This is a genomic window from Paenibacillus sp. J22P165 (assembly GCF_059692015.1).
In genome coordinates, this window is sequence record NZ_JCAUAP010000001.1 from 855,263 (window position 1) to 876,193 (window position 20,931).

Here is a 20,931-nt window from a genome sequence, read left to right on the forward strand (position 1 = left end):
TTTTATATGACTACCAGATACCTTCTGCACCATTGGAAGTAACCAATATCTTAGCTGGATTTGTAGGGATTACTAGAACGAATTCTGTTGATGTTTCTTCAACAGCTTTAACTTTGATATCACCTGGGAGTGTAATGTTAAATGCTTGTTTAAGCGCTGCTTTAGGATCGGCTAGAAGTTGTTGTTTAAAGGCTTCATCTTCCCAAGCTTTTTGAATAATTTTGGCTTTTACGCTTTCATTTGTGGACATTTGTATTCACTCCTAGTCATTTGGGTAATTTTTCCTACATAAAAAAAGTATACCATGACTAAATCTAATAATCTATCAAAATTTATCATTATTAGACAAAAAATAGTAGAAGCCGCCAGAGACTAAAGCAGCCCTTCTAGCTTTAATTTCATTAGCCACCCGATGGATATTCTGTACGAGTGAATCATGGAAAGCGGTAAGCTGCCCCATGCCGACGGTCAGGCTGAGCAGGTGCTCGTGATGGGAGTCAGCAACCCCGGCATAAGCCGCAAAGAAATCATGGACATAGATTTGCTTTTTGACTATTTCAGGCGTGAGTGCATCTGCTGTCGAAAGCTGTAATTGATTGCGGATGGATGCCAATAAGCAATTATAGGATCCATCCTCTAGATCCTCTTCCCAGTCTGCCCAATCGTCCAACATTTGCAGGGTAACAAGCGTTTGCTCAACCGCAGCTGTGACGGCAGGTATGAGCTGCGCTTGATTAGCGAGGAGAAGTGCACCAGTACTGGCATTTTTAACAGGACTCGCTTTCTTGGCTATTTGCAATTTGTCATGATGAAAGTAATCAGACTGCTGCTCATTCGTTACACTTTGGGCCCATTCAAGAATATACGTCTCATAGTAGCTCCAGAAAGGGGAATCTGAAGGAAAGAGTTCCCGATAGATAGACAGGAATTGAAAGTGAAACAGGTTAGCAAGGGGCAGCTTGCTCGCATGCTCCCCTTTGGCAGCATCCATAATATCATCTTGAATGAAGTAATAGAGCATAACGAATATATTGGCCAGTGACAGCTTATTCAACGTTTCAGCACGAAGCTCACTGATATCTTCCATCCAATAAGGGAGGAGATAGCAAATATAATTTTTGGTAGTACCCTCACGACTTGCGTCAAATTTGGCTAGATAGGCGAGACCAAGCTGATCCAATGGCGTTGGAAATTGGCGGACAGCTTCCTTAGCTTCTTCAAAAACAATGTGTAATTGGTTTTCGTGAGCAGTTAGCCATGTCATCGTTCTTCAATTCCTTTCTGATTGAGGGTATTTTCGTATTTCAGCTGCTTGCGGAAATCGTTCGGCGTGATGCCATTGTATTTCTTGAACAATCGATAGAAGTAGGAGTCGCTTGTGAAGCCAGTTTTTTCAGCGATTTCAGCTACGGAGAGTGATGTGTTTAACAGTAGATCTTTGGACTTATGCATGCGCACATCTTGGATAACATCGGTAATGGCAATCATCGTATGTTGTTTGTACAAGCGGCTGATATAAATGGAGGACATCGCAAGTTCATCGGCAATGGAATTGAGTGACAAATTTTGATTCGCATAATCCCGATCAATGATGTCGTTCATCTTCTTGATCAGTTCCACGTGCTTGGAGCTTCGTTTTTCGTCTAGTTTTTTCTGTAACTGCCTGAATAAGTCAATGAATTGCATGTTGATTTCTTCAATCGTCTCTACGTGAGTCAGAGAAGCGACTGCAGCATCCAGGTAGAGAGGGAAAGCAAGCGCGTTATTCTTGTTGATCGTCGTCAGCACATTATTGACGGTTAACGTCAGATGAGAAATGGCTAAATGAACAACTGTGTAAGGATATAAAGACGTTTCATGAATGATATCGGTATAAATACGTTCAGCTTCTTCGGAATCACCCGTCATGAGACAATCGACAAGCTGTCTTTCCTTCTGAGAGGGGAACTTGTACTCTTTGGTGCGGTACGCAATGATTTCTTCTGATGAGATGATACAGCCATGGCCTCTAAACAAGCGATGATAGGAGGCTTCTAGCAGCTGTTTGTAAAGCTGAAAGCTCTGTGTGGCGTCATCTTGCAGCGGGCTCACAGTGATCGATACGGATAACTTAATGAAGGATGCGATAGACGCTTGCATGTTCTGGAGTAACTCGGTAAAAGCTGAGCACTCCCAGATGAAATCCGCTTCCTTAGCAGAAAGAATCAGGATGATATGATCATCTCCCATATCGACGCCCTCCGCGTGATAGGTGGTCGAACTAATCTCTGTACAAATATTCATAACGGCATAACGAAGCAACGTAAGCTGATCCTTATAGGTGCGCATGTTTTCTTCGTAGCGATCCATTTTGACCATAAGCAGCAGAGAGGGATGTCCGACTGTGATTTTGGAGCCGAAATACGTTAATTTTGATTGTAATGCTTGAGGGTGATAGGCGTCTCTTCCCATAATAATATTTCTCAGGAAATTTTGCCGCAAAATTTGAAGATTATCACGTTTTTCTATCTCTAACGTTTTTAAGTTTCGAATGACTTTATCAATGGGATCGAAGAGTCGTTTGGACATAATGAGTGAAATCAGCAGCCCCACAAGAAGGATAGTGAGGGAGATATATATCGTTTTGAGACGCATGTCTCTGATTTCTTCCGTAATAATTGTGTAGGGGGTTGTACGCACATAACGCCAACCTAGAGAATCTGGTGCTGTGTACGAAATTAAAGATTTCGTTTCATTCACTTGATCCACCAAATAGCCTGGTGAGGATGGATTGGCGATAATCTGTTGGATATAGCCCTTATCGGCATAATTGGACAAGACGGGATTTGTCCCATCTGTGGAAATGAGAATGCCTTCTTTATTAATAATGATTTCATTGCTTGCTCGATTGTTGGCCACGTTTTTTAAAGATTTATTGAAGAAGGATTCTGAAATATTGACGACGACAGCAGAATTTAAGGAATTATTCAAATTAATCGCATCATAGCACAAATAAGAATAGATCCCGATGGAGGTTGATTCAAGTGTGTTGGCACCATTCGCTTTGAAATATCGGGGGATTGGTAAGAAAGGGATATAATTCTGAAAATGATCGAGAATATCAATCATGCTAGGATCGCCTAGCGTGGCTTTCGTTTGGATACCGCTCTGGAAATTGTTAGAGCTGACATAGAAGAGCTCCGATTTTCCATTATACACATAAATCGATTCGATGAATGGCATGGCTAGACGATATAAATTCAATTGCGACATGCTGCCTTGGACATCATAGATATCGGGTTTATCGTAAAAAAGCAATTTACTGATCACAAAATCACGATAAATCTGAAAGGACAGGGAGGTTGCTGTTTCCGTAATAGTTCGAATTTCTTGGCTTGTTTGGAGCAAGGAGTTGGAATCGGATTCATACACTTGTTTAAGTGCAATATTATCGAAATTAACATAGAGGATCGTTGAGGAGACAAGCAGTGTAATGACAATGGATAAAACGATACTAAGCAGTATGTTGCGATACATAAATTTACTCTCTTGATTGCGAAGCATCATGCGATCTGTCTCCCCCTTTGGTAAAAAAAGTATATCCCAACTATATACTGCGTGCAATGGAATCGGATAGTCTTGGGGGCTGAAAAGCACGAGAAAAGCCAGTTTTTCCATGAAAGTTTAGATTGTGCATATGTGAAAATAGGCTTCACTGGTTATTTCGTTCATAAATGTTAGCAGATCTTCAGTATCGCTGATGATACGATCCTGTCTATAATTCGATTATGGCAACCGACAAGAACAACAGGATACATTAATGCTAGGGAGGTTTTACAGCATGATCCGAAAGAAAGGTTTCTTCTATGAGTTAAACAAAAATAAATTGTTGTTTCTCATGATAGCGCCAACATTGATTTTCTTCTTTATTAACTCGTATGTACCGATGGTAGGGATCTACTTCGCATTTACCCGTTTTGATTTTAATGGGGGGCTTTTCGGAAGTCCATTTGTAGGATTCGAGAATTTCGAATTCTTGTGGAAATCTGGCGTGCTGTGGACATTGACGCGCAATACAGTGGCCTATAACCTGGCATTCATTGTTTTCTTAAATGTGACAGCCATTTTTTGCGCCATCCTATTAAGTGAAATGTCAGGCAAGTTTTTCAAGAAACTTACGCAATCCGTGATGTTCTTACCTTATTTTATTTCATTTGTTCTTCTTAATGCAATCGCTTACAACATGTTTAATTACGATACGGGATTCGTGAATACCACCCTTAAATCCTGGGGATCTAACCCGGTCGATATTTATAACACCCCATCTTCCTGGGTCTTTCTGCTTGTGATGTTCTATGTATGGAAGAATGTAGGCTACACCATGGTGATCTATCTGGCGACGATCACAGGCATCAGTGATGAGTATTACGAAGCAGCGAAGATTGACGGAGCAAACATATTCCAGCGAATCTGGTACATCACGATTCCAATGCTCAAGCCAACTTTCATTATCTTACTTTTGTTCGCTCTGGGCAGCATTATGAAAGGTCAGTTTGATTTGTTCTACCAGTTAATTGGAAATAACGGTATTTTGTACAATGCGACCGACATCTTGGACACCTATGTATTCCGTTCTTTGAAGGTGACGTTTGATATCGGTATGGCGACTTCTGCTGGGTTATATCAGTCCATCTTTGGATTTGCGCTGATCATGACCGTCAACTATTTGATCAAAAAATCTAACGATGAATATGCACTCTTTTAGGAGGTGAATCGCTTGCGAACTAGAGGAATTGATTCTGTTACATTTAATTTCATTGCCTATCTTGTCATTATCGCAATTTCCCTTGTCTGTATGTTTCCTTTCCTGCTCATCATTTCCGGCTCTTTAACAGATAATGAATCGATTATACGCGATGGCTATCACCTCATACCGGATGTCTTTTCATTAACGGCTTATAAAGCTGTGCTAACTTACCCTGAAAAAGTGTTAAGAGCATATGGAGTTACTATCTTCGTTACCGTGGTTGGCACCGTGCTAGGGTTGTTCATGATGACTATGGCAGGGTATGTCCTTCAAAGGAAAGATTTTAAATATCGGAATAAGCTTTCCTTCTATATTTACTTCACGACCCTATTCGGAGGCGGCCTTGTCCCATGGTACATCATGATAACGAAATATCTGCAGCTGACAGATACGTATGCGGCACTTATTTTCCCAGGCCTCATGTCTCCCTTTCTTATTATATTAATGCGCAGCTTCATTAAGTCATCGATTCCTGAAGAGTTGACGGAGTGTTCAAAGATCGACGGTGCGAATGATTTTACAATATACTATCGTGTCGTACTGCCTCTAGCCATGCCCGGCATAGCAACGGTTGGTTTATTCCTAGCGCTACATTATTGGAACAGCTGGTTTTCCACATCGCTTTTCATTAATGATCAGAACAAATACGAGCTGCAGTATTTCTTATATAACATCATAAACACGGCAGCGGCCGTATCCAGTCTTGGAATCAGCACAGGTGCGACGATGAGTCAGGAAATTCCGACGGAATCCACCAAACTGGCGATGGCCATCATCGTGACGGGCCCTATTCTATTCCTGTACCCGTTCGTTCAACGGTTTTTCGTTAAAGGCCTAACGATAGGCGCTGTTAAAGGTTAGAACTGAAACGGAATCACTCCGTCAGCTAACATAGATTGCTGTTCTCATTCTAAATTTACTCAAATAAAAGGGAGGATTTACATGAAAAGAAATGCAAAGAAGATGTATAGTGTGTCCGTTGCCGTTGCGCTCGCCGGTTCCGTCGTAGCAGGGTGCAGCAGCACCACAACTACAAGTTCTCCGAGCCCTTCCGCAGCAGCAGTAGCAACCAAAGCTCCAGAAGCAACGGCGGCAGCGGCTACCGCGAAACCAACAGGACTAGATACATCGAAGAAAGTGGAATTGCAATTCTACATGTTAGGACCTGCACCGAAGGATCTTCCTGTCATTGAAGAAGAAATTAACAAGTTAGCCTTGAAAGATTTGAACGCGACGGTAAAATTCAATTTCACAACATGGACGGATTGGGATCAGAAATATAAGCTGCTATTATCTTCCGGTCAAGCGGTGGATCTGATCTTCACAGCGGAGTGGACACAGTATCAATCGTACGCGAAAAAAGGAGCCTTCCTAGCACTCGATGAGTTACTCCCGAAAGCCGCACCGAAATTGAATAGCTTCGTACCGAAAGATATGTGGGAAGCTGTCAAAATTGATGGCAAAATCTTCACCGTTCCTGCCACCTATAAAGAGTATGTAACGACAGGTTTCATCTGGCGTGAAGATCTCAGAGAGAAATTCAATTTGCCGAAACCGGATTCCCTGGCTAATTTCGAAGCCTATCTAGCTGGCATTAAGAAAAATGTACCTGACATGGTACCATTGGCAGCCAATAGCGATGTGAAGGGCAGTCTTTCTGATCAATACAAGAACTTGACGATCGACCCAATTGGAGCTGTTCCTTATGGGTTGAACATTGGTTATAAAACACCATCAGAGGTTAGCTTGTATTGGGGCTCCCCTGAGCACTTAAATGAGTTGAAAACGATGAAGAAATGGCAAGACGCCGGTTACATTACGAAGAACGTTCTGAATACGAAGGATGCCATGACAGACCTGATTACAAGCGGTAAAGCAGCAGCGAATCTAGGGGATAATCCTACGCGTTTCAACGATCAGAAGCTCAAAATTGCCTCTACTCACCCAGATTGGAAGCTCGAGTACTATCCAGCTCCTATGATCAAAGGTCATGCTGAGCCTGTTCACCCGATTCACAACGGCTTCGCGATTCCAAAAAGCAGTAAAAATGCTGAGCGTGCGCTGGCGTTCTATGAAAAAATGGTAACAGACAAAACGTATAATCAATTAACGGAGTATGGTATTTTAGGCAAAAACTATACGGTTGATAATGGTTACTACACCATGATCGGTGACAGCAACAGCAATGGTTTCCCAAGAGAAGCTATGCAAGGTTGGGCTTGGAGAAATCCAGAGTTTATGTTATTCGACAAAGGGTATGATGGCGTGAAGAAGATTTTCGCAGATTTAGATAAAATTGCAACTCCAGATAAATACACAGGTTTTGCAGAAGACTACACAAGCTATCAAGCTGAAAGAGCGGCGTTAGAGCAAGTTGAGAAGCAATACCTCTACCCACTTGAAGCAGGGCTTGTAGCGGACGTAGAAGGCGGTCTGAAAACATTTATGGAAAAAGCGAAAGTAGCTGGGCTGGATAAAATTCAAGCGGAATACAAGAAACAATGGTTGGAGTATGTAAAAAGTCAAAATATTAAATAAGCCAGTTTGAATAAATGCGAATCAGCCGAAGAGCGCCTGTTGGAGGGGCGTTCTTTGCGTTTTGTATTGACAGTCAGAGGCTTTTTGTTTAAATTGGAAGCAAATCGATTGTTCACAATATGACGGAGAGAAAGGAAACGACAATGAACAGTAGTGAATTTTTGAAGCTGGAGAATCAGCTTTGTTTCAGCCTATATGCGAGCTCCAGAGCGATCACTCGTATGTATCGCCCTTTTCTCGAAGAACTCGGTATTACCTATCCACAATATCTCGTACTGCTTGTGCTCTGGGAACAAAAGGAAAGCACGGTGAAGGAGCTTAGTGAGAAGCTGGATCTAGACTCAGGGACCCTAACACCGATGCTCAAGCGAATGGAGGCACAGAAGCTACTCGTTCGAAACCGTTCGCAGGAAGATGAGCGTGTTGTTCTTATTCGCATCACAGAGGCAGGGCTAGCCCTCCATGATCAGGCGCTGTGCATCCCACAGACACTGTTCGCTTCGAGTGGTTTATCAGCTGAAGAAATTGCCAATTTTAATGCACAGTTGAAACGAATTATTACTAGCGTGAATGCCTCAATGTAAGGAGCATCTTGGGGATTCTCGATGAATCGAGGCTTTCAAATGAATTACTTTGTGTATATTCTTATTAATAACATTGTTCCGATTTGTATTATGATTGCAATTGGCGTAACGATGTATCGGGCCTTCCGCATTGATATTCGTACGTTGTCCAAGCTTAATTTCTATGTATTCTCCCCTGCACTTGTTTTTGTGAAGCTCTATGAATCCGAAATGAGTCTTTCCATCCTGATGCAGGTGCTCTTATTCTTTGCCATTTTCTTCAGCTTGTTATTCGCAATCATTGAAGTGATCATTCGCATACAGAAGATGCAACGCGGCATGCGCATTGCCATGCGAAATAGTGTTATTTTCTATAATAGTGCCAATTATGCACTGCCATTGAATCAAACCGTATTCGGCGGCAATGCCTATACACTTGCCATCCAGATCGTGATTATGATTATGCAGACGCTCATCCCGAATACGTATGGGATTTATACGTTAAATGCGCATAAAGCGACTTGGAAAGCAACATTGAAAACGATTCTCTCGTTACCGGTGATTTATGCCATTCCCATCGCGCTCTTGTTGCGTTATTACCATGTACCGGTGCCATCCTCGATTCATATCCCGTTGAATTACATTGCAAATGCCTTTATGGCAACGGCCTTGTTGACCTTAGGTGTACAGCTCGGCGCGATGAAATGGGAGTTTCACTTCTCAAATGTGTTATTATCAAATATGCTGCGATTGGCGATTGCACCACTGTTAGGTTTTTTTGTCGTGTGGATGCTAGGCATTGAAGGCTTGACGGCTAAGGCATTAGTCCTGTCTTGCGCAGTTCCTACTTCACTCAGCAGCGTATTGCTGGCTATTGAGTATGAAAATGAGGCGGAGTTCTCCTCTCAGGCGGTCTTTACATCAACGCTATTTAGTATGTTTACGATTCCAATTGTTATCTATTTATTGGATTTTATGTGAACATGATAGGGAATCATGAAAATAGCAGGAATATCGACAATTTTCGGCGAATGGGTACTTATACCTAAAATTATCCAAATCTAAGGGGGATTTTTTGCGATGAGATACCAATTTTGCCAGTATGTTACGATTGTCGATATGAATGATGAGATTTTGTCTGAGGTATTATTTGAGCATGGGGAATATGAAGCGAATGCGATTGCGATCGGTTCATCCGTTCTGATTCACCAATTAGGCTTGAAACAGTTCGATGTTGTCTATGACAAGCGTGAAGGCAAAACGATTCGTTACAAGATTGAAGATATTGAAGTGAATTTAATCGAGATGCCTACCGTATCGCGTGTCTTCTTGGAGCCTGTTCAATTGATTGTGGGTCAACATGATATTGGTGAAGTCGAGTAATCTATTTTAGCTGTGAAAGGAAAGAAAGTCTTATGATGAAATTGTTTATGCTGATTGGAAGCTTGAATGCCTTCCTATCCGTTGCCTTAGGTGCATTTGGCGCTCACTATTTAAAAACGAAAATTCCGGATAAGATCGATGTTTTTCAAACCGGCGTTCATTATCACATGATTCATGCGATTGCTCTTATCGTGGTCGCGTTGCTTACAGACAAGCTAGGAAATAATTCGTTGGTAACTGCTTCAGGTTGGGCGATCTTCATCGGAATTATTTTGTTCTCTGGCAGTCTGTATGGATTAAGCTTGACAGGAATCAAGGCCTTTGGGCCGATAACACCTTTAGGTGGACTAAGCTTCCTAGTCGGCTGGATCCTGCTAGCCCTTGCTGCGCTTAAGTTGAAATAGGAGAAAGAGCCAGAGAAATTTGGCTCTTTTTAGCATTTTATGGCAAGTTAGCAGGAAAAAGCACTACCTTTGTAGAATGAAATAAGGATTAGTCATTAGCGCGTGAATGAAGGACAACATCTGGGAGTCAGGTCGGACATCTATGAAAAGCATCCCTAACGAAGATAAAACAAGGTAGGAGGCCAATTCGTGAAAAATCGGCTCTATATTGGCATATATGTCGTCGCAGCCATATACGTTAGCCTTTTTGTAAAGCCGTACGCACCATGGATTTGTCTCTTGGGCGCACTTGCATTGCTTTATCTCTTGCGTGATAACAGGATGCGGCAAGCGAAGTCGATTTCCAAGGAATTACCGAGGGATCACGCCTATCTCAGCGTACTGGATTCCCTTTTTGAACATAACCCCAATGCGATCGGAATTTTTAATGAAGAGGGTAAATTCATTCGGATGAATCAAGCGGCAGAATCGATCCTAGGGTACTCGGTTACAGAACTGTTGCACCACCCTTTTACGAGCATTGTAACGGAAGAACAATTGAAGCGTACGGAGCGGCAGTTACAGCAAAGCCGTAATGGGATTCCCTATACTTTTGAGACTGCTGTGAATCATCAGCGTGGTTATCGTGTTGATTTGCATGTCACAGCTGTCCCTGTCGATATCCATCATCATGCCAAAGGTACTATTCTGATTTGTCAGGACGTGACAGAGCGTAAGCGGGGGGATGAGCAAGTCCGTTATATGGCTTATTACGATGATATGACGGGGCTGCCGAATCGACGGTTATTTAGAGATCATCTGAATGAACGACTTCGTTTATGTAAAGCGGAAGGACATAAAGTTGCGGTGTTTTATTTGGATATTGATCGCTTTAAGTTGGTTAATGACAGTTTCGGCCATGACTATGGCAACATGCTGCTGCTTCAACTTGCGGAGCGATTCACGCGTTGTTTAACCGAGGAGGATTTTCTGGCACGCACGGAAGGTGATGAATTCGCCTTTTGCTATTCACATGTTGAAGATGTGAACGATGTGATGACGGTTATTGCAGAGATCAATCGTGTCTTGGAGAAGCCGTTTCTTCTTGAACAATACGAGTTGCATCTCACTTCGAGCATCGGTGTAGCTATTTCAGCAGATGATACAGACGAAGCGGATACCTTGATGAAATATGCGGATATTGCATTAGCGAGGGCGAAAGAGAAAGGTCGAAATGATTTTCAGATCTTCAATTCGGATATGAAATCTGTTTCTATTAATCGGTTAAAGCTGGAGAATGAGCTTCGCAGAGCGTTAACTAACGAAGAATTCGTACTGTACTATCAGCCGCAAGTCGAGATTGAATCCGGGCGTATCGTTGGTGTTGAAGCTTTGATTCGGTGGAATCACCCCGATAAAGGTATGGTTATGCCTAATCATTTTATTCCATTAGCCGAAGAAAGCGGATTGATTGTTCCCATTGGCGAATGGGTGCTCCGAGCCGCATGCAAGCAAAATAAAACCTGGCAATCTGAGGGTTATGCCCCTATTCCTATCTCCGTGAATTTATCCATGCGACAGTTCTTTCAGCATAATTTGAAAGGGAAAATCAGTCATGTCCTTGAGCAGACAGGTCTGGATCCCGCATATTTGGAGCTGGAAATCACTGAAAGTATGACGATGGATGTTGAACATGCGATTCTATCGCTGCTGGAATTGAAAGAACTTGGTGTGAATGTAAGTATCGACGATTTCGGTACGGGCTACAGCTCACTCTATTATTTGAAGAAATTTCCGATTGATAAGTTGAAAATTGACCGTTCCTTCGTAAGAGATATTATGGTGGATCCGAATGATGCGGCTATTGTGGCGACAATTATTGCCATGACGCACCATTTAAATCTGAAGGTCATTGCAGAAGGTGTGGAGACGGAAGATCAGTTGAATTTCTTACATCAGAATCGATGCTATGAAGTGCAGGGGTATTGGTATAGTCCTCCGGTTAACCGAGTTGAGTTGGAGCATATGCTCAAGAACGGTATTGCTGTTGGCTCAGCAATTGCGTTAAGAGAATAGAAAAGGTACCCTTGCAGATGATCAGCAAAGGTACCTTTTTGTTTATTGGGTGGCTACATAATCTTCAATTTCATTGAGCTTGAACAGATAAACCTTCTTCTCATCAACATGATAAACGGTTACATTCTGGCTCATGGTATCAAAGTTGAGGATCCGACAGGGTAGACTCAATTTAATACCTTGTGCTTTGATCACTGTCAAACGGATCAAGGTATTATTGGCTTTGAAATTTTCCAGCTGCTCAACAATGTTCAAAGCAGCTTCGGAGTGGTTCGTTCTGACCGTAGAAACTGGTGAAGAAACGAAAGGATTTTTATTTGAATGTGAGGAAGCTGCACTTCCTTGTTTCGTGTTCAATTCAATAAGTTGACCCAGCTGAATACCTTTAAGGATTTGATAATCTTTAACGGTTTCTACATTTAATAAATGAAGGAGCTTTTCCATTGCAAGGCCATTTGTTTCGTCTTCAATTAAAATCTCTACGGTGAATAAATGCCCATTCTTTGGACTTATGTTTGAATTCCGCGGGTTCATCATTGCCTCCTAACTGCACTGAAAACGCAATAGCTTAACTATATCATGATATCATGACCAAATGTAGCATCGTTTTTCATAAATCGTTGTGATAGAAGAATACAATGAGATGATTATACCGTGAAGGAAGGTTGAGCCATGAAATGGATTGTACTTGTTCTTGTTCTATTGGGGATCCTGCTTTTGGTTTATCGGATGACGTTGAAAGTAAAAGATAAGGTTACAGCAGGGAAGATCATTAAACTGTCTTTGCAGGGGAAGAAATCTTTGAAGCTGAATAAGCAAACTTGTTCATTTTGTCGTAAGAAGCAAAAGAAACTCATCTTCTACTCTGACGAGCAGGGAAGGGTTGTTGGCGTTTGTCCGGTCTGCAGGCAACAAGCGGAACGAAGAGCGTTAATGCGGTTATAATCGAAAATAAAGAGCATTTTCACAATAAATAGGAAATTCACACAGAATCTTTACAGTAACCTCACACCGTACTAGCCGCAGGCGCATATACTACCGTAAGACTGCGAAGAGGAGCTGTGCAGAGCATGATGCGCGTGGAACCCATTCTTCTTGAAGGCCATACAGCAATCGCGATAGAGGTCAAATTGCCGAAGACGACCTTATTAGTGGTGACGACGGATAAAGGATACATTATGTGTGGAGCCCTTGATGTGGGGCTACTGAATGAGCGATTGAGTGACAGGAATATTGTAGCGGCGCGAGCAACTGGGGTTCGAACGATCGAGGAGCTGCTGGAAGCACCGCTTGAATCAGTGACCTATACAGCGGAAGACCTGGGCATTGTAGCTGGGATGACAGGTAGAGAAGCTATTTTGAAAATGATGTAAGCCATATGAAATGGTAAGCTTAAACGCTGGGGGAATTGACCTTAGCGTTTTTTTGCTTCGTGCAAGTATACAAAGCAAACCTAGTCAGCTGTGCATGAAAATAAAAATGTATAAAAATTCACACTTCCTGCAATTTCCTTGCTTTTTTTATGTATAAAGGAGTTGTTATTTTATTAACCAAGTGTTAATATATGATTCGTCCAATACATAGAATGGGGGAAAAACAGTGAAAAAGTTAATGATATCTATCGTAGCAGCAGCTCTAGTTCTAACAATGGCCGGTTGTGGCTCAAAAGATAGCGGTGGTACTAAAATTAAATTTGCAACAGATGCAGCCTATGCACCGATGGAATATATGGATAAAGACAAGGTGGCAGGGTTTGATATTGATTTCCTTGCTGAAGTTATGAAAGAAGCAGGTCTTTCTTATTCAATTACCAACACAGGTTGGGATACCATGTTAACGAGTGTTCAACAAGGTAAAGAGTACCAAGCGGGTATTTCCAGCGTATCCATTACGGATGAGCGTAAACAAACGTACGATTACTCTGCTCCCTATTTTGAATCAACGAACATGATTCTTGTTAAAGAAGGCAGCCCAATCAAAACAGCACTAGATTTGAAAGATAAGAAAGTGGCTGTTCAAATTTCCACGACGGCAGATACGCTTATGACGAAAATCATGGGTGGCGAAAACAAGTCTTTAAAACGTATGGACAACAACACGCTTGCACTACTGGAACTTGAGAATAACGGTGTAGACGCGGTAGTTGCGGATATTGCTATTATTCGTGAGTATGTTAAAAACAATCCAAACAAAAAATTCGTTTCCATCGCTGACGCGAAAAACTTCGAATCCGAATACTACGGCATTTTGCTTCCAAAAGGCAGCGACCTTAAAGCAAAGATTGATCCAGCCATCAAAAAAGTCATTGAGAACGGCAAATACGCAACAGTATACAAAAAGTGGTTTGGTCAAGAGCCAGACACGAAAAAATTGCTCGATCAAAAATAAAAGTTCAAAAGCATGCGTGATGTAACCAAACGCATGCTTTTCTTCTGTAAGTAGCAAAATAATGAATAGAAAGGAAGTGTGGAATGGATTTTCGCTTTGATATTATTCTTGATTATCTTCCCTTGCTGCTGAAAGGTACGCTATGGACGATTGGTATTTCCATTCTCTCCATCTGCTTCGGTTCTGTATTGGGACTGGCGGTTGGTTTGGGCAAAATGTCGCACCGCGGCTATCTGAGATGGCCAACGAGTATTTACGTTAACTTTTTCCGTGGCACACCGTTGCTGGTTCAAATATTGCTCGTCCATTTCGGGGTAGTTCCTTTATTTTTAGGGTCAACGAACCCGATTATTGCTTCTATTGTGGCACTATCCTTGAATTCAGCAGGATATATGGCGGAAATTTTCCGTGCAGGTATTCAGTCGATTGATAAAGGACAGACCGAAGCCGCTCATTCTCTGGGTATGACGCATTTCCAAACGATGAAATCGGTCATTTTACCGCAAGCCATTAAACGCATGATTCCACCTTTCGGGAACGAATTTATCGTATTGATCAAGGATTCGTCGTTATTTGCCATCATTGCAGCGCCTGAACTTATGTATTGGTCCAATGCCATGCGCAGCCAGTATTTCAAGGTATGGGAGCCGTATCTAACAGCTGCACTCATTTATTTCATTCTTACTTACTCTCTTAGCAAGCTTCTCAGCTATATTGAAAGGAGAGTATAAACCATGACAGCTATGATTGAAGTTAGGAACTTAAAGAAAGCTTTCGGAGATAATGTCGTTCTTCGCGATATCAGCGCAGATATCCAGCATCAAGAAGTTCTCGTTGTGATTGGTCCTTCAGGATCAGGAAAATCGACATTCTTGCGATGCCTGAACTTGCTGGAGCAACCAAATGGCGGAACGATTTCGATTGAAGGTCGGAATCTCATGGATCCAACGAACAAAATTAATGAGATCCGCATGGAATTGGGTATGGTATTTCAGCGGTTTCACTTATTTCCACATATGAAGGTTATTGATAATATTATGCTGGCTCCGATCCAGGTACGGAAGTGGCCGGAAGAGAAAGCACGGAAGAAAGCTATGGAGCTTCTAGCTAAAGTCGGACTTGCAGATAAAGCGAATGCACTGCCGGACTCTTTATCGGGTGGTCAGGCACAACGTGTCGCGATTGCACGTGCACTTGCGATGGAGCCGAAGATTATGCTGTTTGATGAACCGACGTCAGCCCTGGATCCCGAAATGGTTGGCGAAGTGCTGGGCGTCATGAAACAATTAGCCAAAGAAGGCATGACGATGGTTGTCGTTACCCATGAAATGGGCTTTGCCCGTGAGGTAGGCGATCGCGTTATGTTCATGGAGCAAGGGGTTATTGTGGAGGAAGGCAAGCCAGAGCAAATTTTTGAGGCACCGACCCAAGAGCGTACGAAATCATTTTTGTCTAAAGTATTATAGTGCTAGGTTAGGAGAGTCGCTGGATGCGGCTCTTCTTTTTTTTGCCAAAAAGTAGAGATGGGAAAAATCACAATGTGCTATGATGGAAATAAAATATCCCATTCCATTTAATAGTAACGAAAGGTGACGTATGCCATCGCTGTTCTCTCACCTCATTAATAGATTTCAACTTCGTGTTCTGCTTTATTTGCTTGTAGCTATAACCCTGCCGTTGTTTGTCGCGCTCTATGTGGGCAATCACCAATTCTCATCCTACAGTGAGCGAGCCATGATGCAGGACATTGATAAGCAACATGATCAACTTGTCCAAGGCGTACAACGAGAACTCTCCGATTTGACGGAAATAACGCATCGACTCGCTGCGGATTATGGCATTCTTTCGTTTGCTAAGCGCCAAGAGGCAGCTAACCAAACAACAGCAGATTTAAATGCCTATGTGAATAGTCTGCTTTCTGAGCAAACGGTGCACACACGGTATATCGAGCAGGTGTGTTTAACGGTCCAAGCATCCAACCGAACCTTATGTGCCCAAAATGGGGAAGTAGATGGGAAGCTGATGTTACAAGGGAAAAGTTTGAATAAACGCTTTGAACCGTTAGGAGAAGATGTTAGTCATGCCAACGCTTATCTGCTGACGTATTCGGAGTCCATGATAGATCGGGCAAGCACGCAAGAGCTTGGTAAAGTGATCATTTGGATAAATATGAACAAGCTGTGGAAAGAGATTACGGGCACTGGAAAAAACACTTCCTATACCTATGTGTTGCTAGCCCCAGATAAACGGATGATTTACCGAGATGGTGTTTACACAGGAGATTGGCAAGGCGGGGTCCAGGAACTTGGCAGTGTACATAAGGATGGAACACGGATCTATTCCGTGAAACAAGTAGAAGTGATTGGCAACGACCCTTGGTTATCGTATTACGATGCTCCACTGTTACCATATAGTTTAAGTGCATTACCTGGTTACCGTATGTGGCTTATCTTACTAATTGGTTTAGTTATCGCATTAAGTTTAATGGGAATCCTGCTTTTTATCTCCACGGTAACGAAGCCGCTGTATGTACTGAAAGCACTAATGAATCGTGCTGAGCGAGGGGATCTGCGGGCGTATTGGACGTTCAAAAGCGCTGATGCATGGATGCAAGTGGGGCAAAGCTATAATCAAATGTTGAATCGGTTAGAAGATCTGATTAAGCAGGTGAAGCGGGAAGAGTCTTTGAAGAAAGAAGCTGAGATGGAGGCGCTCCACTATCAGTTGAATCCGCATTTCCTCTACAACACGTTGAATACGATAAAATGGGTGGCCAAACTCCATAAAACACCTCAGATCTCTGAGGTCGTTAGTGCATTAGTACGTCTTTTGCAAGCTAGTTTAGGGAAAAAAGGGGATTTTATCACGCTGCGTGATGAAATGGGGCTGACCCATGATTACATGGCCATCCAAAGATTTAGATACGGAGATCGGATCCAGATCGAAACGCATGTGGATGAAATCACACTAGGGTGTTTAGTTCCAAGAATGCTCTTGCAGCCGCTAGTGGAGAATGCGATTATTCACGGCATTGGACCGACCAAACGAGAAGGCGTCATTACAATTCGGGCCTGGTTAGATAGGGATCTTTTATTTTGCCAGGTGGAGGATAATGGTGTGGGGATGCAGGTCGCAGAGGGCAGTTCGGGCTGGGAAGCTATGCAAGCCGCAGGCGGAGCACAGGCAGAGCGCATGCTGAAGGAGCGGATGAGCGGTGTGGGAATCTCACATATTCGGGAGAAAATTAAACTGATCTATGGCCCAGAGTTCAAAATGCATATTACTAGCAAACCTGGTGAAGGGACCACGGTCAGGATGTTTCTTCCCATCCATCAGGGCGAGGAGTGAACGGGCAAATGAATGTACTTGTGGTGGATGATGAACCTATCATTCGGCAAGGATTACGTGAATTAGTAGATTGGGAATACCATGGCTTTACCTATGCGGGGGATGCGGAGGATGGTCTGGAGGCATACGAGCTTCTAGATGCTTTAGACATCGATATCGTGATCACAGACCTCATCATGCCACGAATGGATGGGTTAGCCTTGATACGGAAGTTAAAAGACAATCCAAGACCGATCAGTGCCGTCGTACTGAGCTGTATGGATGATTTTACGTATGTGAAAGAAGCAATGAAGCTGGGGGCTAAGGATTATTTGCTGAAGCCGACCATGGAGCCCGAATCCTTAATTGACATTCTGCTCGGCGTGAAGAGAGAACTCCAAAATCAACGAAACGAACGCAAGGAACAAGAGCAGCGGGATCTTGAATTGGCGTCGACCCTGCAGATGCAGCTTGCGCATCGTCTGCAGCTGTATCTGCAGGCGGGGCTCGGCGAAGCGGAGCTGCAAGAGGAGCTATTTGGCGCTGAGTCGGCTAGCGCTAGTCGTACCCATCTTACAGCAGGCGGCTTAGTGAGCCTGCTGCTGCACACCGGGACCAGCGCTGCCGCCGCAGGCTGGCGCTGGACGGGCTGCCTGGCGGCGCTGCCGCTGGCAGCCGACAGCGTGCTGCTGCTCATGTCGGCAGCAGACGTAGACAGCGCTGCGGCTGCGCTGGAGCGCGCGGCGCAGGTCCGGCTCGCGGATGCGCCGGACTGGTTCATCGGAGCCGGCGTCGTCATCCGCCGGCTCCAAGAAGTGCAGCCTGCTGCGGCGCTCCACGCGCAGCAGCTGCATGAGCGATTCTACGGCGTGAGCCGGAATCGCCGGATCGTGCTTGCGCCAGAGGCCGCAAGCGAGATTACAACATCGCTGCCGTATGACATACGCAGCGATCTTCTGCGCTGTATCGTGCACGATAACAGCGAGGGATATCTGCATCATGCGGACACACTATGCGCACGATTGAGGGAGCAGCGCCCTGAGAAGGGGAAGGTGCTGCCCTTTATCCAAGAGCTGCTAGCGCTTGCTGCCGGTTATGCGCGCGAACGCGGATGCGCAGAGATTGAACGCTATGAAGAGCTGTTCGTTCATAACAAAGCGCTGAATCATTGTGTCAGCTTCGAAGGAGTTACGGAGCTTGTTCGTCAAGCGCTAAGCATGCTCATGGCGAACACGGGTGCTGTGATAGGTGGCAATCAGCCGTCTCGCTCCAACAATACGTTTATACGGAAAGTGCTGACCTATATGCAAGAGAACTATGCTTTGCCAATCAGCACATCAGACATGGCCGATCACGTTCGGCTTAGTCGCAGCTATTTAAGTGATTTATACAGTAAAGAAATGGGAGAATCTCTGAGTGAAACGTTGACGCGCATTCGGATGGAGGAAGCGAAGATGAGATTGCGGGCGGGGGAAATGAAGGTCTACGAAGTAGCGGATGCGGTAGGCTTTCCTGATGCCAAAACATTCGCCAAGACGTTCAAACGTGTTGTAGGTTGCTCACCCAAAGAGTTTGAGAAGCCTATGTAGTCGCTTTTGTTCGAATCTCGTATATCGTAGAGTGAAAAACGAACAAACAGACACCTTTTCCAACAAAGGTGGTCTGTTTATTTGGGTTGTATAGGTTTACATTTAAAGAGAACCTAACCTGTAGAATGAGTGTAAAGATGAGGTGTTAGCTTTGACTATGCATGAGTATCAAGTGCCTATGGTGCAAACCATTGGTGTCACACGTGTATTTGGGAAGGGAACCGGTGCGGTACATGCTTTGCGTGGAGCAAATCTTTCCATACCAAGAGGCAGACTTGTGGCCTTACGCGGGAGGTCTGGTTCTGGTAAAACAACCCTGTTGAACATCATTGGAGCCTTGGATCACCCTTCGGAAGGTGCCGTTTACCTGGAAGGGATGGAGATTAGCTCACTTTCCGAGTCCAAACGAAATGAACTTAGACGGAAGCAGATCGGCCTTATCTTCCAATCATTTGCCTTAGTTCCGTATATGTCCGCTTATGAAAATGTAGAGTTCGGTTTGCGTATTTCGGGTATTCCACCCAGTCAGCATAAATCATTAGCTGAAGAAGCGCTTCATTTCGTAGGTTTGAAAGCTAGAATGAAGCATCGTCCTTATGAGCTTTCTGGTGGTGAGCAGCAGCGAGTTGCGATTGCCAGAGCAATTGCCCATAAGCCTAAACTGATTCTGGCCGATGAGCCTACGGCGGAACTAGATAGTAGAATGGGTCTTCAGATACTCAAATTGTTCAAGGATTTGGTGCAAGAAGGAATGACCATTATTTTAACTACACATGATTTGGCAATCATGGAGATTGTCGATGAAGTCTATGCATTGGAGGATGGTTCCATTGTCGATGAAGGTTAATACAATCGCTTCAAGGTTTATTCTAATAGCGGGCTCCCTATTCATACTAGCGGGCTGTTCTTTGCTGCCGAAGGAAGAAGAAGCGTTGAAGCCGCCTTTAGTTAAACCAGTCAAAGAAAATTTCGAGCTGTATGAAGTGAAGAAAAGTACGATTACCAGAAAGCTCAGTGCGCTTGCGACATTCAGATCAAGCCAAACGACGAGTTATTCCTTTAAAGAATCGGGTCATCGACTAGCTGGCATGCGTGTCAAATCCGGAGATATCGTGAAGCAGGGAGATGTACTTGGTGAATTAGAGCAGGGTGACTTACCAACGAAGATCGCGTTGCAAAAGTTAAATCTAGAAAAGGCGCAGATTGCCAGCCAACAGGCTAAGGTGACTACGCCAGATCAGGAACTTTCGATTCGACTTAAGGCTATCGATGTGGAGGCGGCGCAGCTACAGCTTGCCAATCTGCAGGCTGAGTTAGCAAAAACCAGAATTACGGCTGAATCCGGTGGCGTAGTTACCTTTGTGACGGATGCGCAGACAGGAAATATGATCGATCCTTTCAACACATTGGTGGTTGTGTCGGATCCAGCGAAGCTGCAATTATATTATGAATCATCCGATAGTACAGCGCTTGCAGGTGTTGAAGTTGGTATGAATGTGGAAGTGAAGATCGGCTCCCAAGGGAGTGCAGTGCCAGGTAAAGTGCTGCAGACGCCTTCAAGCGCGCCTCGAACGGATAATAAACAGCAAGCTGAACGAAATGCCAAAACGATTATAGTAGGTATTCCAGAGGGTACAGCGGGAGCGCAAATTGGAGCATCTGGCGACATGACGATCATTGTAGAGAAAAGAGAAAATGTGCTCGTGATCCCAAGAACAGGACTTCGTTCTTATTTAGGTCGTGACTATGTACAAGTGCTCAATGGCGAAAGCCGGAAAGAAGTGGATGTCGAGAGAGGGCTTCTCACAGCCACCGAAGTGGAAATCCGTTCTGGACTGACCGAAGGTCAGCAAGTCATTTTAAATAATTAGCACGCTTTAGAGTATATGCTTATGATG

21 protein-coding genes are annotated in these 20,931 nt (G+C 43.8%); 17 read left to right on the plus strand and 4 right to left on the minus strand.

Translation table 11 applies throughout. The annotated features are described in order from the left end of the window. Positions 1-10 precede the first annotated feature (10 nt). The 3 genes from AC58QM_RS03660 to AC58QM_RS03670 all read right to left on the minus strand — a co-directional run bounded on the left by AC58QM_RS03660 (position 11) and on the right by AC58QM_RS03670 (position 3,546). Entirely contained in the window at positions 11-250 is a 240-nt protein-coding gene (locus tag AC58QM_RS03660; RefSeq protein WP_497281427.1) for an NHLP leader peptide family RiPP precursor, read from the minus strand. Positions 251-325: 75 nt separating this feature from the next. Next, positions 326-1,264, minus strand: coding sequence for a hypothetical protein (locus AC58QM_RS03665; RefSeq protein ID WP_497281429.1), 939 nt, complete (start codon positions 1,262-1,264; stop codon positions 326-328). Next, complete coding sequence (locus AC58QM_RS03670; RefSeq protein WP_497281431.1) at positions 1,261-3,546, minus strand: helix-turn-helix domain-containing protein; 2,286 nt, start codon at positions 3,544-3,546, stop codon at positions 1,261-1,263. Before AC58QM_RS03670 ends, AC58QM_RS03665 begins: the two co-directional genes overlap by 4 nt. A 274-nt stretch (positions 3,547-3,820) precedes the next feature. Between AC58QM_RS03670 and AC58QM_RS03675 the strand changes: the two genes are divergently transcribed. The 8 genes from AC58QM_RS03675 (at position 3,821) to AC58QM_RS03710 (ending at position 11,729) form a co-directional block, all read left to right on the plus strand. Continuing rightward, positions 3,821-4,744 carry an ABC transporter permease gene (locus tag AC58QM_RS03675; RefSeq protein ID WP_310500491.1) on the plus strand — a complete coding sequence of 308 codons (924 nt, stop codon included), beginning with the start codon at positions 3,821-3,823 and terminating at the stop codon, positions 4,742-4,744. A 12-nt stretch (positions 4,745-4,756) separates the two neighbouring features. After that, a complete protein-coding gene (locus AC58QM_RS03680) occupies positions 4,757-5,647 on the plus strand; it encodes a carbohydrate ABC transporter permease (RefSeq protein ID WP_497281433.1) in 891 nt (296 codons plus the stop codon). A 75-nt stretch (positions 5,648-5,722) separates the two neighbouring features. After that, positions 5,723-7,324 (plus strand): extracellular solute-binding protein, encoded by a 1,602-nt coding sequence (locus AC58QM_RS03685; protein WP_497281593.1) that lies wholly within the window; start codon positions 5,723-5,725, stop codon positions 7,322-7,324. A 143-nt stretch (positions 7,325-7,467) separates the two neighbouring features. Then, positions 7,468-7,908, plus strand: a complete 441-nt coding sequence (locus AC58QM_RS03690) for a MarR family winged helix-turn-helix transcriptional regulator (protein ID WP_497281435.1) — start codon at positions 7,468-7,470, stop codon at positions 7,906-7,908. A gap of 39 nt (positions 7,909-7,947) precedes the next feature. Further along, the gene (locus tag AC58QM_RS03695; protein WP_497281595.1) at positions 7,948-8,868 is read left to right on the plus strand and encodes an AEC family transporter; all 921 of its coding nucleotides are present in this window, start codon (positions 7,948-7,950) and stop codon (positions 8,866-8,868) included. Positions 8,869-8,967: 99 nt separating this feature from the next. After that, complete coding sequence (locus tag AC58QM_RS03700; protein WP_497281436.1) at positions 8,968-9,270, plus strand: hypothetical protein; 303 nt, start codon at positions 8,968-8,970, stop codon at positions 9,268-9,270. Between the two features lie 35 nt (positions 9,271-9,305). After that, complete coding sequence (locus tag AC58QM_RS03705) at positions 9,306-9,674, plus strand: DUF423 domain-containing protein (RefSeq protein WP_497281597.1); 369 nt, start codon at positions 9,306-9,308, stop codon at positions 9,672-9,674. A 189-nt stretch (positions 9,675-9,863) separates the two neighbouring features. Continuing rightward, on the plus strand, positions 9,864-11,729 hold the full coding sequence (locus tag AC58QM_RS03710; protein ID WP_497281438.1) for a putative bifunctional diguanylate cyclase/phosphodiesterase: 1,866 nt from the start codon (positions 9,864-9,866) through the stop codon (positions 11,727-11,729). A 42-nt stretch (positions 11,730-11,771) separates the two neighbouring features. Here AC58QM_RS03710 and AC58QM_RS03715 read toward each other — a convergent pair whose 3' ends face one another. Beyond that, positions 11,772-12,266, minus strand: a complete 495-nt coding sequence (locus AC58QM_RS03715) for a hypothetical protein (protein WP_497281440.1) — start codon at positions 12,264-12,266, stop codon at positions 11,772-11,774. 135 nt (positions 12,267-12,401) lie between these two features. Here AC58QM_RS03715 and AC58QM_RS03720 point away from each other — a divergent pair, with 135 nt between their 5' ends. From AC58QM_RS03720 to AC58QM_RS03760, 9 genes are all read left to right on the plus strand, one after another. Continuing rightward, a complete protein-coding gene (locus AC58QM_RS03720; RefSeq protein WP_497281442.1) occupies positions 12,402-12,674 on the plus strand; it encodes a hypothetical protein in 273 nt (90 codons plus the stop codon). A gap of 125 nt (positions 12,675-12,799) precedes the next feature. Then, a complete protein-coding gene (locus AC58QM_RS03725) occupies positions 12,800-13,102 on the plus strand; it encodes a YunC family protein (RefSeq protein WP_065854190.1) in 303 nt (100 codons plus the stop codon). Between the two features lie 274 nt (positions 13,103-13,376). Continuing rightward, the gene (locus AC58QM_RS03730; RefSeq protein WP_497281599.1) at positions 13,377-14,117 is read left to right on the plus strand and encodes a basic amino acid ABC transporter substrate-binding protein; all 741 of its coding nucleotides are present in this window, start codon (positions 13,377-13,379) and stop codon (positions 14,115-14,117) included. 83 nt (positions 14,118-14,200) lie between these two features. Beyond that, positions 14,201-14,848: an amino acid ABC transporter permease gene (locus AC58QM_RS03735; RefSeq protein WP_497281444.1), complete on the plus strand. Its 648-nt coding sequence runs from the start codon at positions 14,201-14,203 to the stop codon at positions 14,846-14,848. 12 nt (positions 14,849-14,860) lie between these two features. After that, entirely contained in the window at positions 14,861-15,583 is a 723-nt protein-coding gene (locus AC58QM_RS03740) for an amino acid ABC transporter ATP-binding protein (RefSeq protein WP_497281601.1), read from the plus strand. 130 nt (positions 15,584-15,713) lie between these two features. After that, a complete protein-coding gene (locus AC58QM_RS03745) occupies positions 15,714-17,465 on the plus strand; it encodes a sensor histidine kinase (RefSeq protein WP_497281446.1) in 1,752 nt (583 codons plus the stop codon). An 8-nt stretch (positions 17,466-17,473) separates the two neighbouring features. After that, positions 17,474-19,033, plus strand: a complete 1,560-nt coding sequence (locus AC58QM_RS03750) for a response regulator (RefSeq protein ID WP_497281448.1) — start codon at positions 17,474-17,476, stop codon at positions 19,031-19,033. Between the two features lie 157 nt (positions 19,034-19,190). After that, complete coding sequence (locus tag AC58QM_RS03755; RefSeq protein ID WP_497281602.1) at positions 19,191-19,880, plus strand: ABC transporter ATP-binding protein; 690 nt, start codon at positions 19,191-19,193, stop codon at positions 19,878-19,880. Continuing rightward, complete coding sequence (locus AC58QM_RS03760) at positions 19,870-20,904, plus strand: efflux RND transporter periplasmic adaptor subunit (protein ID WP_497281604.1); 1,035 nt, start codon at positions 19,870-19,872, stop codon at positions 20,902-20,904. The genes AC58QM_RS03755 and AC58QM_RS03760 overlap by 11 nt, the downstream gene beginning before the upstream one ends. Positions 20,905-20,931 lie beyond the last annotated feature (27 nt).